The organism is uncultured Winogradskyella sp. (assembly GCF_937958655.1).
GTDB lineage: Bacteria > Bacteroidota > Bacteroidia > Flavobacteriales > Flavobacteriaceae > Winogradskyella.
On record NZ_CALGNH010000069.1, the window covers coordinates 1 to 13,613 of the forward strand.

A 13,613-nucleotide genomic window follows, 5' to 3' on the forward strand; every position below is an offset into this window, starting at 1 on the left:
CCTTTTAGCGAAGAACGTACACCAAGTTTTATGGTGTCTCCTGTAAAACAGATTTGGAAAGATTTCTCAACAGGTAAAGGCGGTAATGCTGTGACGTTTTTAATGGAACATGAGCATTTTACCTATCCAGAAGCGATACGGTATTTAGCCAAAAAGTATAATATTGAGATTGAAGAAACTGAACGTACAGACGAGGAAAAGGCACAGGCAGACGCTCGTGAGAGTTTGTATTTGGTAAGTGAATATGCCAATACATATTTTCAGAAGATTTTACATAAAACAGACCAAGGTAAAGCCATAGGTTTAAGCTATTTTAAAGAGCGTGGTTTTACGCAAGAGACCATTGAAAAATTTCAGCTAGGATATGCTTTAGATGAGTGGCAGGCCTTTACGGATGATGCCTTAGGCAAAGGTTATAAATTAGAGTTTTTAGAGAAAACAGGGCTTACTATTGTAAAGGAAGATACCTCGACAAATGCAGTAACCAAAACTTTCGACAGATTTAAGGGGCGCGTTATGTTTCCTATTCATAGTATGAGTGGACGTATTCTTGGCTTTGGTGGACGTATTTTAACCAACGACAAAAAAGCAGCCAAGTACCTTAACTCACCCGAAAGTGAAATTTATCATAAGAGTAAAGTGCTTTATGGTTTATACTTTGCTAAACAAACTATAGCTAAAGAAGATAATTGCTATTTGGTTGAGGGTTATACAGATGTTATTCAATTTTATCAAACCGGTGTTAAAAATGTAGTATCATCCTCTGGTACAGCCTTAACGCCAGGCCAGATACGACTCATTAATCGTTTAACAAACAATATAACGGTCTTGTTTGATGGTGATGCTGCAGGCATAAGAGCCTCAGTTAGAGGTATAGATTTAATCCTAGAGCAAGGCATGAATGTTAAGGTTTGTACCTTCCCAGACGGAGAGGATCCGGATAGTTTTGCTAAATCAAACACTTTAGAAGAGCTTACTACATATTTGCAGGAAAACGCCAAGGATTTCATTCAATTTAAAGCGTCGTTATTGGTAAAAGAAGCTAATAACGACCCTATTAAAAAGGCTGAAACCATCCGAGAGATTGTAAATAGCATTGCCAAAATACCAGATGCTATAAAGCGCGAAATTTATATTAGAGAGTGCGCTATGATTATGGATATTAGTGAAAATGTCCTCTTTAGCACCCTTGCTCAGATTAGTAAAAAAGAGCTTAAAGAAGCTAACAAAAAACATACTGAAGAGAAAAAAGCTTTTGAGGTTGTAAAAAATCAACCAGAACAACACCAAAAAATAGATGTTCAGTATGAATTAGAACGAAAGATTATAGAAATCTTAATGCTATATGGAAGTAAAACCGAACAGTTTGAAGATCTAATTTTAAAAGAAGATGAACATTCTGGTGAGTTGTTATTAGAGCCAACGGTGCATGAGACACGTGTATTTGAGAAAATTTACTTAGATCTACAAGAGGATGAAATGCTATTTTCTAACGAAAAGTTTAGAGTCTTGTACTACTCATTAATAGATAAACTTAACCAAGACGAAAATTTTTCAACCAAAAACTTTATCAATCAACTCGATCAGGACTTTGCTAGTGAAGTTACTGGTATTTTAATGGAGGACGAAAAATACAATCTGCACGATTGGGAGCGTAATCAAATCATTCCTAAGGAAAAGGAACACTCTATAGCTCAATTAGTAAGTCAGACCATATTGAGTTTAAGGTGCTATTTAATAGATCAAAAAGTAGCAGAATATAAAAATGAAACCTTAAAAGAAGGTGCAGATACACGATCAATAGTTGAGGATGTTAAGGATTATCTTAGTCTTAAGATGTTGCTGTCTAGAAAATTAGGTAAGGTTGTAGGTGGGTAGTTATGCTGTAAGGTTGTGGTGCTTTGCTTGGTGTATTAAGTCTATAATATTTGTAACATTTAGTTTTTTAAAAAGCCGGGCTTTGTAGGTGCTTACGGTTTTTTCGTTAATATCTAGCTCCTCAGCAATTTCTTTGTTTTTTCTACCAATGGATAATAATTTTAGTACTTCTACCTCTCTTGTAGATAATTTTTTAAATAAACGGCTTCTGCTTTTACGTGTATCCTCGTAATGCAAATGTTTATCCATTTTATCACTTAAAGAGATGTCACCATTATAAATTTTTTCTATAGCCGCTTCAATAGCTTCAACACTGGCATCTTTGTTTAAGTAGCCAGATGCACCTGCCTTTAGTGTACTAATGGCGTATATTTCTTCGGGCTGGTGACTAAACATTAAAACATTTATAGATTTATTTTCTTTTTTAATGGCTCTAAGTGCAGTAATACCATTAAGTTCTGGTAAATCTATTTCAGAAATAATGACATCAACCTTATGTCGTCTAACAAACTCAAAAATCTCAATACCACTGCTTAAACTTCCTACTACCTTAAATTTAACATTTTTGTTTAAGTACAATTCTAGTCCTTTTCTTACAATAGGATGATTATCAACAACAAGAATTCGTATCATGAGGTATTGATTTTGTTAGTTAGGTTTAAATCGATTTAATGATTAACTTATGTTAATACAAAGTGGAGATTCGTTAAACAAAAATAACTAAAAATTAGACAGTTACAGTAAATTAATCGATAAACTATTGAATTATCTCAAATTTTCTGGAATTTCACAAATAGGGATGGACACCATTTTATGATTATTTTTAGTATTGTAACTCATAAAGATCTTAAATGCTTCTTTTTGACGACCTGTAAAATCATCAACAGTCTTGCCTTGGTCTTTCATTTTCATGGCCCATTCTAACTCTGGGTAACTGGCTCCAATTTGGTCTTCATCACTACGTGCATCACCAAATAAACCATCACTTGGAGCAGCTTTCATAATAGACTCTGGCACCTTTACGAAGTCACCAATGTTATAAACTTCAGATTTTAGCAAATCCGCTATGGGACTTAAATCCACACCGCCATCACCATATTTTGTAAAAAAACCAACGCCAAAATCTTCAACTTTGTTTCCTGTTCCTGCTACCAATCGTCCCAATAAACCTGCGTAATAGTAAAGTGTTGTCATTCGTAACCGCGCTCTGGTGTTTGCTAGTGCCATATCCACAACAGCTTGCTTTCCGTCTAGGCTTACTTCCGTTTTAAATTCTTCAAAAACTGGTGTTAAATCCACTCTTGTGTCTGTTACATTTGGGAATCGTTCTTTTAATTGCGCTATATGTTCTTGAGCTCTGGTGACATGGCTTTTGGCTTGGTGAATAGGCATTTCTATGCATAAAAGTTCTAAGCCTGTCATGGCGCATAACGTAGATGTTACAGCAGAATCAATGCCACCAGATATACCAATAACAAAGCCATTTACCTTCGCTTTTGTTGCATAATCTTTTAACCAATTTACAATGTGATTAACAACTTTTTCTGTTTGCATACTATTATTACTTTAAGCAAAGAAGTGTACCTTTGCACTACAAAAATAAAGGAATCGTGTTAGGATTAAAAATGTTTTGTAAAATGAAACTCAGAATTTATATATTGATAATTTTAGGGCTATTTTTTGTGTCTTGTACTAATGATTCTGAGTTAGAAAACGAAATTTCTAAAATTAAAGTTGATTTTGTTGTAGAACGTTTTGATAAAGCTGTTCTAAAGGCACAACCCAAAGATTTGCCTCAATTAAAAAAAGCTTATCCGTTTTTGTTTTCTAAACAAGTGCCTGATTCTGTTTGGGTAAATAGAATTAATGACACACTACAGGATATGTTGCTAACGGAAGTCAATGTTAAATATGCCAATTTTAAAGACCAAAAAAGAGATTTAAAACAGTTGTTTCAGCACATAAAGTATTATGATAAAACCTTTTCTACACCACGTGTAATTACCTTAACCAATGATGTTGATTACAGAAACAAAACGATAGTAACAGATTCTTTGGTGTTAATTGCCTTAGATAATTTTTTAGGTGCAGATCATCAATTTTACCAAAATATATCAAAGTACTTATCTGCGAATTTAAGAGAGGGTCAGATTATTACTAGTGTGGCAGAGGATTACGCAAAGCGTTATATTTTTCAGAATAAAAGAAAGACCTTTTTAGATGAGATGATCTATTTTGGTAAGATACTTTATTTTAAAGATCTTATGATTCCTAAGGTATCAGATGCCGAAAAAATGGGTTATACAGAAGATCAATTAAATTGGGCTATCGCTAATGAATCTGCGATATGGAGCTATTTTATTGAGAAAGAACTGCTTTATAGTACAGATAATAAATTGCATAGTCGATTTATAGCAGATGCGCCTTATTCTAAATTTTATTTACAGTTAGACAACGAATCTCCTGGAAGGCTTGGACAATACATAGGATGGCAAATTGTAAGTGCTTATGCTGAGTCTACTGATGAAGACCCGCTATCTATTTTACAAAAAGATTCCGAAGAATTATTCAGAAAATCAAAATTTAAACCCAAAAAGAATGGCTAAAACTATAAATTCTAAAATAGAATTAAACGTTGAACTCGATGAAAATAGAGTACCTGAAAAACTAAGATGGTCGGCCCAAGACGGTGGTGTAAGTAATGAGGAAGCAAAGGCTATTATGCTTTCTGTTTGGGATAGCAATGCGCAAGAAACCCTAAAGATAGACTTATGGACTAAGGATATGCCTGTGGATGAAATGAAATTATTTTTTCACCAAACTTTAGTGACCATGAGCGATACCTTTATGAGAGCAACCCAAGACGAAAAAATGACGGCTACAATGAAAGATTTTTGCGATTATTTTGCTGAAAAACTTGAGTTGAAAAATAAAGGTTAAAAAATCTTAAGTGCCAGATGCATAAATAGGAACTGAGTTAAAACATGTTACCTTTTTATCTTTAGTATTGGCATAGTTAGAATTTTGTTTTTTATAACGGATAAATGCTCTAGCGTCATAAACTTCCCATACAGTAAGTACATTGTTTTTACCTGTTATTGATTTTTTGTCGATTTTATGTTGAATAATCATCTTATCTACTATTTCCTTATCACCAATTCTCATATATTTACTAGAACCAGGTCCTTTATTAATTTGGCGTTCTATCCAATAAAATTTAACAGGTTTTTTTGGGGCGGAAACTATGTCTTCTTTTCCATAACGTTGGTTGAGTTCCGGTAGCTTTTCGGTTTGGACTACAGCGGGTTCAGGGGTTTTTATAGGGATCAATTCTTCATAGACCTTATGTCTTATTAATGTAATTATAATAAGCTTGTTGTTAATTTCTACCTCCGTAATAAAACGACCTACTGGAATGTCCTTTAAAGCTATTGAGGCTTTATTGTCTTTAACTGCGTATGATTTTTCAAAATCGTCATTAAAGATGTCAATTTTATAAATTAATTCGTCGCTTTCAATAAGTAAGCTGTCGTTAGTTTTATTTAAATCATGCTTAAGACCTTGTGCTCTAATATTAATATTTTTAATAAGTGTAGAGTGTTGACCATAGGTTATAGATACCAAGATCAAAAAGAGTATAGTACATCCTTTTTTCATAATAAGTAGGTTTATAGTTTGGGAACTAAATGTTTTTAATAATTCTAATTTTTATTTAGAACTTCTTAATGTCAAAAGTAGATATAGAGTGTATTGATTAATAGTTAATTAGATGTGTTGTAACTATTTTTAGATAAGTTGTTACGAGATTCGATAAACGACCATTAATACAGCTAAGATTTTAGCTTTAGATTAAAAATTAGTTATGGTAACATACATATAACTGAGTAGTAACCTTTTGGTAATACAAACTAAAAGATTTAGTCGTAGTTTTGTAATGCAATTTAGCACAGTTAAAAGCATTAGTTAGGCCTTAGACGTAGAGGAAACTAGTGTTTTTTTTATTTTGTAGTATAGACTATTTCTCCATCAAAAATGGTCATTACTATTTTGGTGTTTAAAATGTCATTTTCTTCAACGGTCATTAAATCTTGATTGTAGATTGTGAAATCTGCTAATTTACCAACAGTTATAGAGCCTTTTATGTGTTCTTCAAAAGCACCAAAGGCAGCATCTAAGGTGTAAGATTTTAGAGCTTGTTGTCTAGTCATTTTTTGTTCTGGTTCATAACCTCCTTCTGGCAAACCTTTTAAAGTTTTTCTACTAACGCTTGCATAGAAACTTGCAATAGGGTTTATAGGCTCTACAGGGACATCTGTACCGTTTACAATAGGTACTCCACTTTGTAATAAATCTTGCCACATATAAGCTCCTTCTTTAATACGCTTTTCTCCCAAACGGTCTATAGCCCAAGGTCTGTCCGAAGACATATGTACAGCTTGCATGGCTGGGATTACTTTTAATGCTGCAAAACGAGGAATGTCTTCTGGGTGAAGGTGCTGGGCATGCTCTATTCTAAATCTATGATCTTTAGCAGATTCTGGTCGTTTATTAAAGGCTAATTCATACCGATCGAGAATTTCTCTGTTAGCTCTATCTCCAATGGCGTGTGCACAAACCTGAAAGCCATACTCAAGGCCATTTAAGGCTGTTTGTTTAACAAATTCCATTGGTAGTGTTTCATGTCCAAAGTGGTCTGGTCGGTCTGTGTAAGGTTCTAGCAACCATGCACCACGAGAACCAAGTGCTCCATCGCAGTTTAATTTTACGGATCTAATGGTAAATAGATGATCTTGGTCTATCATTATTCCTTTTTTATACCAGGTGTTAAGTAAGTCTTTATCCCAACCTGTGAGCATACCATAGATACGCGTTTTCATTTGATTAGTTGCCTTCATTTTTTCGTAAAGTGCTATCGTCTCTTTAGGAATGCCTGCATCATGAAAACTAGTAATTCCGTTTTTATGACAAGCCTTAACCGCTAGTTGAAATGCCTTTACGTCAGATTCTGGTGTTTTTTCAGGAATATGTTTCGTAATGAGTGTTTGTGCACGCTCATTAAAAACTCCTGTTGGTTGCCCAGCGGCATCAACTAAAACTTCACCTCCTTCAATAGTGTATGTTTTAACGCCGTCTAATGCCAAATTAATTAAACCAGCAACTTCCATGGCTTTTTCATTAGCAAAACCAGCATGGCCACTGGCATGTTTTAGATAAACAGGGTTATTTGGAGAAACCTCGCTTAATAAATGATGGGTTTGAAACCCATGAACCATATTGGTAGGCATACTATCCCATTTGCTTTGGTGCCATCCTCGTCCTATAATCCATTCGCCTGGTTGTGCTGTTTTTACACGCTCGGCAACAGCATCTACAATAGCTTGGTAACTGGTTGTTTGCATGAGATCTAAATTAAGCTCGTTGTAACCCAAACCCATAAAATGACCATGGCCCTCAATAAGACCAGGTGTCATGGTTTTGCCTTTTAGATCTAAGAGTTTGGTTTGTTTATTTTTATAGGATTGCGCCTCTTTTAAAGACCCAGCGAATATTATTTTGTTGCCTTTGGTGGCTACTGCCTCAACGTTAATAGATGTTGAGTCTACGGTATAAATGGTACCTCCATAAATAAGCATGGTGGCATAGTGGTCTGTAGTAGTGTTACACGATGATGCAAAACAAAAAAGTGCAATAGTGGTGATTGATTTTAAAAACAGTGATTTCATAAAGCATAGTTTTGGTCACTGAAATTACAAATTTTCATGTATAACAACCAATTTCTAAAGGTGTTAAACCACATAGACACTATTATTTAAATGTCCTTATTAAATTTTAAAAACCGTTTTAAATAACGCTAATAAGTTACTGGGCTTATTTTAAACGTCTAATAATTTTAGGGCTTTTTTAGACTCGTATTAACAGTATAATAGGGTGTTGTGTTAAAGCTATCGGAGGAGGAAGCATAAATAAAATTAGGGTTAGTGGCCTGTTTTTTCATAAACTCATCAGTATTGTATACTTCCCATACCGTAAGCTCATTATGCTGTGCACTATAGCTGTTAAGTTCTAATTTATTTCTTTTTATGAGTTTAAGAGCGGTCTGTTCGTCTACAAGCTTCATGGTTTTGTTGGCACCAAGTTTGTTGTTAACCTTGTAGATAATCCAATAGTATTTTTTTGTACCTGCTCTTGCTTTGGGTCTCGATAATAATTTTTCAATACCTCTCTGACGATATGTAATAGGCTTAAGATCTTCGTCTAACATCATCTCATTGTTAACAGAGGCGTTGTAATCTTTACTAGTTTTATTAGACCCTTTAGCTTCTATATTGCCTTCATACCTCACAATATGCATTAACGCAATTTTATGTTCTAGCTTAACTTCAACTTCAAATTTACCCATGGGTAGATTACTGATATCAATTTTAGTGTTAAAGTCGTCAACTATTATTGTTTTTTCAATATGTGCATTAAAAATCTCTACTGTTTTTATTTTTTCTTCACTTAATAAAACTAAACTGTCCTTAGTTAAGTTTAATCTGTGTTTTAAATCTTTAACCTTAGGATTATAATTTTTTAACAAAACAGTTTGCTGTGCAAAAATATTAACAGTAAGAAGTAGACTTAATAGGGTAATTTGTTTGATGTACATAATTATATAATTTGAGATTAGAGGGCTATATTTAGTAAATCAAATCTTAAAGTTATAGGGTAAAGCCTTAAGTCATAAACATCCAAGTTTATTAGCGTTTTTAATAGTCAAACAACATGCTTGGTAGATGAATGGTTGAAAAACAAGATTTAAAAATAGGGATTTTAAGGCCTTTTAAATCTTAAATTAATTAAATTAGCCTATGCGAAAAACCCTATTTGGAGTCCTATTAACACTCATTGTTTTATTTACATTTAAGTATTGTGGAGATAAGCAAGAACAAAAAATTCAGCTTCAAGAAAACTCAGCTTTAATCCAAAAACAGATTAAAAATGTTGGAAAGTTAGTAGTAACAGAAGGGCATTTTAGTGAGGTGTTTACTTATAAGAATTCTAAAGCGGTTTTCGGTGATATGTTAGAGGCCGAAAAACGAGCCCTCGTTATCGTAAATGCAGACGTTACAGTTAGTTTTGATTTAAGTAAAATTGAATATAAAATTGATGAGGAAAATAAAACGCTTCAAATTCTCAGTATCCCACGGGAAGAAATTAAAATTAGTCCAGATTTTGAGTATTACGATATCCAAGCAGATTTCTTAAACCCGTTTGAAGCTCAAGATTACAATACTATTAAAGAGACTGTAAATAAGCAATTAATGAAAAAAATTGAAGCATCTGATTTAAAATCTAATGCTCAAAACAGACTCATTAGTGAGTTATCTAAGTTTTTTATTTTAACCGAATCTATGGGTTGGACTTTAATCTACAACCAAAAACCATTAACCTCTCAAAACGATATTAAGTTGCTATTGTAAAACGTTTTGCATAGCTGGTAGTCCACCACCATTTATGGCATCAATACCGTTAGCTTTTAAAATAGAAACTGCTCTAGCTGAGCGCACGCCACTTTTACAATGGGCAATTACAGGTTTGTTGCGTTGTTTTACTTCATTGACCCGAGATTTTAATTCTGAAATTGGGATATGTACCACATTTTCAAAATGAAAAGCATCAAATTCTTTTTGTGTACGTACATCTAAAACAATCGCATCGTTATCTAAATAAGTTTCGATACTGTTTGTTTTTTTACCGAATAGAATATCTAATAATCCCATAATTTAAAGTGTTTCGTGTATAATATTAATGCCATCCTCAATGAGGTGTACAATTTTAGGTTGTTTTGTTTTTGTTGTTTCCAAAAAGGTTTCAATCGTTTTTATAGCTTCTGAAAACTTATCATTGTATGCGATTTCAAGTAACTCAATATGCAATAGCCAGTCTTCTGGGTGTCTCTCTTTTAACAAGTTATGCACTTCAATGAGCAGCAGTTCGTCATATTCATCAGTAGCTCTAAATTCCCTAACATCGTTATAAAGTGCTTCCAATTGTAGCAATTCAAAATCAAAACTAGGCTGTATGGTTTTGTGTTCTGAAACATGGTACAAATCCTGAAACGATAAATAATCTGCACTACCAGCATAAGCTGATACTACAGAAGAGCCAACTGCTAAATCAAACGTGCCATCCTCGGGTGAAAATAGAATTTCATTCTTATACGCTACAGTGCAGTCTTCAAACTGAATTAATATCAGTTTCCCTTGATTATTTCTTATACCAGTAATGTTTTGGCCCTCTACAGTAATACCACTTTCGTACTCAAAAGCAATTCGTTTATTATCGTAAAAATTATACGCTTTTAAGTCGCGTGGTCCCATATTTTCAATGGCTAAATTAATGCCTTTTAATTTGCCTATGGGTGAGCTAAATCCGTGTTTATGTGCTTTGGTGCCATGGCCAATAAGTTCCTTCTCTCTGTTGGCTAAGGCAGTTTCGCCTTCGGTTTTAAAGTATACGACATTGTTGTCTTCATCTCTAATCATTTTTGTAAATACACCAGAGATTTGCAGACCTGTATTTAATTCAATGGTTCCAATTTTTTTAGAGTCGATGAGTTTGTTTAAACCGCGCCATCCACCTGTTCGTAATGCCATAGTATTAGCAAATTCATCCAAAACTTCCATTAAATAAGCAAAATCTGGTGTTACAAATAATTGTGGTTGCGGTTTTGTGATATCAAATTCCGTTTCAGCAGCTTTTATAGAATATGGAATTTTTTCGACCTCGTTGGATAAGCACCATTTGCTTTCACCAATAGAGGATAATAAGCCTGCTCCATAAAGTTTAGGGTTTTCGGTAGTGCCAATTAAACCGTACTCAACCGTCCACCAATGTAGGTTTCGTATTTGGGCCATTTCAGATAAGGGCACATCTATGCTCTGAAGTCTATGAACCTCCGTTTCTGCTGCATCAATATCCTTTTGGCTTGACCCTTTAGCTTCTTTTAATATAGAAAGCTTTCTTACGGCTTCATACATATCATTATCGTGTGAGGATAATATTGCCTTTGCTCCGATCTCACCAAAACGTCTTAAATATTCAGCATAATCTGGGTTAGCGATAATAGGTGCGTGGCCAGCAGCCTCATGTATAATATCTGGTGCTGGTGTGTATTCTATGTGTTCTAATTGTCTAATATCGCTAGCAATAACCAAAACCTTGTAAGCCTGAAATTCCATAAACGCATTTGGTGGAATAAACCCATCCACAGCTACGGCAGCCCAACCAATGTTCTTAAGAATACGGTTCATGCCATACATACTAGGAATTTCGTCTATAGAAATCCCAGTATGTTCAATACCTTTTAAATAACTATGATGTGCCACTTTGCTTAAGTAGCTTATGTTTTTTCGCATTACAAAACGCCAAACCGCATGGTTTATTGGTGTATAATCCTCGTAGTTCTGAGGCTTTATAAACTGCTTCAAGTGCGGAGGTAGGCGGTCAATCAGTGGATTAGATTCAAAATTACTTGTCATGCTTATATTTGTAGAGGCGCAAAATTATAGATTTATAGTCTAGTTAAAAAGAAAACCTTACCAAATAGCACTTAAATGCTGTGTGAATGAAAAAAGAAACACGAAAACAAGAAATAACAAGAGTAGCTGCAAAACTGTTTAAGGAAAAAGGCTACACAGCGGTCACCATGCGCGATTTAGCGGCCGAAATGGGCATAAAAGCAGCAAGTTTATACAATCATATAGACAGTAAGCAAACCATACTACAAAATATTATAATTACCATTGCCGAAGATTTTACAAACGGTATGCAAGCTATTACGTCTCTTGAATGTTCTAGCCTTCAAAAATTAGAAAAAATAATAGCCTTACATATAAAAATTGCCACCACAAATGCCAATGGTTTGGCCGCATTAAATTCCGATTGGATGCATCTTAAGCACAAGCTAGATTATTACTTAAAGTTGCGCCAAGACTACGAGAATAATGTAAAACATATTATTCAAAATGGAATTGCAAAGCATGAAATTAAAAACATAGACCCAGATGTTATGGTCTTTTCTATGCTAACCACACTACGCTCTTTATATCTGTGGATACCAAAAAAGGAAATTGCTTCAATTGAAGATTTAAAGGCGAGTTTAACCAAAATCTTACTCACAGGCATTAACAAATAGTTTAGAAATTAATTTGTATCTTTGTTACATAGACTAACAACTGTTAGTTTAACTTGTTATTCCGAGTGAAATCTAGGAATCTCAGGGTTTGTGTTAACTATAATTAAAAGAAACCACGCATAAGACGTAGTGTAAAATGGCAGAATTTCACAATTTAAAAATTGCAGACATCTATAAAGAAACAGAAGACACCTCTGTAATTACTTTTGAAATTCCTGTAGAATTGCATAAGAAATTTGCCTTCCATCAAGGACAGCATTTAACGCTTAAGGCTGATATTAATGATGAAGATGTAAGACGGTCATATTCTTTATGCTCAAGTCCATTAGATAAGCAGTGGAAAGTAGCTGTAAAGCAAATTCCAGGTGGAAAATTTTCTACGTACGTTAATGAAGTGCTTCAAACCGGAGATCAACTAGAAGTGATGGCACCAAGTGGTGTTTTTGGTGTGGATTGCCAGCCCGATAAAGCCAAAAATTACGTATTCTTTGCAGCAGGTAGTGGCATAACACCTGTGCTGTCAATGGTAAAAACGCATTTAGAAGCCGAGCCAAATTCTACTTGTAAGTTATTCTATGTCAATAAAACAGCAAAATCTATTATCTTTAAGGAGGAGCTTGAACAGCTAAGGAATAAACATTTTGGGAGACTAGAAATTTATTATTTCTTAACAAAAGAGCGAAGAGATATTGAGCTGTTTAACGGACGTTTCGATGAAGAAAAAATGAAAGTTCTAACCAAGACGTTTATTGATATTCCTGATACTAACGAGGTATTTCTTTGTGGTCCAGAGCAAATGATAAATTTTGTGAGTCACTATTTGATTAATGCAGGTTTGCCCGAAGATTTAATACATTTTGAACTATTTGTTAAAGGATTATCCGAAGAAGATATTAAACGTGCAGAACGATTAGCGAAACAACATGTTGAAGGCACAGAAGTTGTAATCGTAGATGGTGGAAAAGAGTTTTTGTTCACCATGACCAAAGAATTCGATAACATTCTCGATGCAGCATTAAACGCAGGAGCAGACCTACCGTTTGCATGTAAAGGAGGCGTGTGTAGTACCTGTAAATGCGAAGTAAAACAGGGCAATGTTGAAATGAAAATCAACTATGCCTTAGACGAAAAAGAAGTCAGTCAAAATTTAGTGCTCAGCTGTCAAGCCGTGCCAACAACAGATAAAGTGGTTGTAGATTTTGATGTCTAAAATAATTATGGCGTTACCCAAGGGTCGGGCTTTCCGCTGTATCTTTTTTGAGAAAAACAAAAAAGGATGCCGCTTCAATCCCTAACGCTTGGGCTGAGCTTGTCGAAGTCCGCCAACAGCTTAAGGCCAACAGCCAATAGCTAATTAAAACATATTTAAAAAGAAAAATTAAGTTCAACAAGCTAATGGCCAAAAGCCAATAGCAAAAGCCATGAACAATGAGTGAAGAACAAATTAGAAGCTTAGAGAAACAGTTCGAAGAACGTATCGCAAGAGACGAAAAAATCGAACCAAAAGATTGGATGCCAGAGAAGTATCGTAAAACGCACATTCGTCAAATGTCAC

General features: G+C 34.4%; 13 protein-coding genes and 1 pseudogene. 7 read left to right on the forward strand and 7 right to left on the reverse strand.

All coding sequences use genetic code 11. The features are described 5' to 3' along the window. Positions 1-1,878 (forward strand): DNA primase (gene dnaG, locus Q0800_RS12270; RefSeq protein WP_299130188.1); only part of this gene is annotated, 1,878 nt, incomplete at its 5' end. Here the strand turns inward: dnaG and Q0800_RS12275 are convergent. Together Q0800_RS12275 and nadE are read right to left on the reverse strand one after the other, a co-directional pair. Continuing rightward, positions 1,879-2,511: a response regulator transcription factor gene (locus tag Q0800_RS12275; protein WP_299130190.1), complete on the reverse strand. Its 633-nt coding sequence runs from the start codon at positions 2,509-2,511 to the stop codon at positions 1,879-1,881. It abuts the gene before it with no gap. A gap of 132 nt (positions 2,512-2,643) precedes the next feature. Next, positions 2,644-3,432: an NAD(+) synthase gene (nadE, locus tag Q0800_RS12280; RefSeq protein ID WP_299130192.1), complete on the reverse strand. Its 789-nt coding sequence runs from the start codon at positions 3,430-3,432 to the stop codon at positions 2,644-2,646. An 83-nt stretch (positions 3,433-3,515) separates the two neighbouring features. Here nadE and gldB point away from each other — a divergent pair, with 83 nt between their 5' ends. Both gldB and gldC read left to right on the forward strand, forming a co-directional pair. Then, on the forward strand, positions 3,516-4,484 hold the full coding sequence (gene gldB, locus Q0800_RS12285; RefSeq protein ID WP_299130195.1) for a gliding motility lipoprotein GldB: 969 nt from the start codon (positions 3,516-3,518) through the stop codon (positions 4,482-4,484). After that, the gene (gene gldC, locus Q0800_RS12290) at positions 4,477-4,818 is read left to right on the forward strand and encodes a gliding motility protein GldC (RefSeq protein ID WP_299130198.1); all 342 of its coding nucleotides are present in this window, start codon (positions 4,477-4,479) and stop codon (positions 4,816-4,818) included. Before gldB ends, gldC begins: the two co-directional genes overlap by 8 nt. Positions 4,819-4,824: 6 nt before the next feature. Here gldC and Q0800_RS12295 read toward each other — a convergent pair whose 3' ends face one another. The 3 genes from Q0800_RS12295 to Q0800_RS12305 all read right to left on the reverse strand — a co-directional run bounded on the left by Q0800_RS12295 (position 4,825) and on the right by Q0800_RS12305 (position 8,527). Continuing rightward, on the reverse strand, positions 4,825-5,535 hold the full coding sequence (locus Q0800_RS12295) for a hypothetical protein (RefSeq protein WP_299130200.1): 711 nt from the start codon (positions 5,533-5,535) through the stop codon (positions 4,825-4,827). Positions 5,536-5,876: 341 nt separating this feature from the next. Next, positions 5,877-7,601, reverse strand: coding sequence for an amidohydrolase (locus Q0800_RS12300; protein ID WP_299130202.1), 1,725 nt, complete (start codon positions 7,599-7,601; stop codon positions 5,877-5,879). Positions 7,602-7,768: 167 nt separating this feature from the next. After that, on the reverse strand, positions 7,769-8,527 hold the full coding sequence (locus tag Q0800_RS12305; protein ID WP_299130204.1) for a hypothetical protein: 759 nt from the start codon (positions 8,525-8,527) through the stop codon (positions 7,769-7,771). A 202-nt stretch (positions 8,528-8,729) separates the two neighbouring features. Here Q0800_RS12305 and Q0800_RS12310 point away from each other — a divergent pair, with 202 nt between their 5' ends. Continuing rightward, positions 8,730-9,341: a DUF4230 domain-containing protein gene (locus Q0800_RS12310; RefSeq protein ID WP_299130207.1), complete on the forward strand. Its 612-nt coding sequence runs from the start codon at positions 8,730-8,732 to the stop codon at positions 9,339-9,341. On the opposite strand, the gene Q0800_RS12315 is transcribed toward Q0800_RS12310, so the two are convergent. Next, positions 9,333-9,641, reverse strand: coding sequence for a rhodanese-like domain-containing protein (locus Q0800_RS12315; protein ID WP_299130209.1), 309 nt, complete (start codon positions 9,639-9,641; stop codon positions 9,333-9,335). The two genes, Q0800_RS12310 and Q0800_RS12315, sit on opposite strands and share 9 nt — an antisense overlap. Before the next feature lie 3 nt (positions 9,642-9,644). After that, the gene (locus Q0800_RS12320) at positions 9,645-11,402 is read right to left on the reverse strand and encodes an aromatic amino acid hydroxylase (protein WP_299130212.1); all 1,758 of its coding nucleotides are present in this window, start codon (positions 11,400-11,402) and stop codon (positions 9,645-9,647) included. An 86-nt stretch (positions 11,403-11,488) separates the two neighbouring features. Between Q0800_RS12320 and Q0800_RS12325 the strand changes: the two genes are divergently transcribed. The 3 genes and pseudogenes from Q0800_RS12325 to paaA all read left to right on the forward strand — a co-directional run. Continuing rightward, complete coding sequence (locus tag Q0800_RS12325; RefSeq protein WP_299130214.1) at positions 11,489-12,058, forward strand: TetR/AcrR family transcriptional regulator; 570 nt, start codon at positions 11,489-11,491, stop codon at positions 12,056-12,058. Between the two features lie 136 nt (positions 12,059-12,194). Further along, on the forward strand, positions 12,195-13,268 hold the full coding sequence (locus Q0800_RS12330) for a 2Fe-2S iron-sulfur cluster-binding protein (protein WP_299130216.1): 1,074 nt from the start codon (positions 12,195-12,197) through the stop codon (positions 13,266-13,268). A gap of 218 nt (positions 13,269-13,486) precedes the next feature. After that, positions 13,487-13,613 (forward strand): annotated as a pseudogene (gene paaA / locus Q0800_RS12335) (1,2-phenylacetyl-CoA epoxidase subunit A); the annotation flags it as partial.

Bases quoted from the DNA above. Each gene is read 5' to 3' on its own strand.
- Q0800_RS12320 (WP_299130212.1), bottom strand. From the start codon at position 11,402: ATGACAAGTAATTTTGAATCTAATCCACTGATTGACCGCCTACCTCCG.
- gldC (WP_299130198.1), top strand. From the start codon at position 4,477: ATGGCTAAAACTATAAATTCTAAAATAGAATTAAACGTTGAACTCGAT.
- Q0800_RS12275 (WP_299130190.1), bottom strand. From the start codon at position 2,511: ATGATACGAATTCTTGTTGTTGATAATCATCCTATTGTAAGAAAAGGA.
- Q0800_RS12295 (WP_299130200.1), bottom strand. From the start codon at position 5,535: ATGAAAAAAGGATGTACTATACTCTTTTTGATCTTGGTATCTATAACC.
- Q0800_RS12310 (WP_299130207.1), top strand. From the start codon at position 8,730: ATGCGAAAAACCCTATTTGGAGTCCTATTAACACTCATTGTTTTATTT.
- nadE (WP_299130192.1), bottom strand. From the start codon at position 3,432: ATGCAAACAGAAAAAGTTGTTAATCACATTGTAAATTGGTTAAAAGAT.
- Q0800_RS12315 (WP_299130209.1), bottom strand. From the start codon at position 9,641: ATGGGATTATTAGATATTCTATTCGGTAAAAAAACAAACAGTATCGAA.
- gldB (WP_299130195.1), top strand. From the start codon at position 3,516: ATGAAACTCAGAATTTATATATTGATAATTTTAGGGCTATTTTTTGTG.
- Q0800_RS12305 (WP_299130204.1), bottom strand. From the start codon at position 8,527: ATGTACATCAAACAAATTACCCTATTAAGTCTACTTCTTACTGTTAAT.
- Q0800_RS12330 (WP_299130216.1), top strand. From the start codon at position 12,195: ATGGCAGAATTTCACAATTTAAAAATTGCAGACATCTATAAAGAAACA.
- Q0800_RS12325 (WP_299130214.1), top strand. From the start codon at position 11,489: ATGAAAAAAGAAACACGAAAACAAGAAATAACAAGAGTAGCTGCAAAA.
- Q0800_RS12300 (WP_299130202.1), bottom strand. From the start codon at position 7,601: ATGAAATCACTGTTTTTAAAATCAATCACCACTATTGCACTTTTTTGT.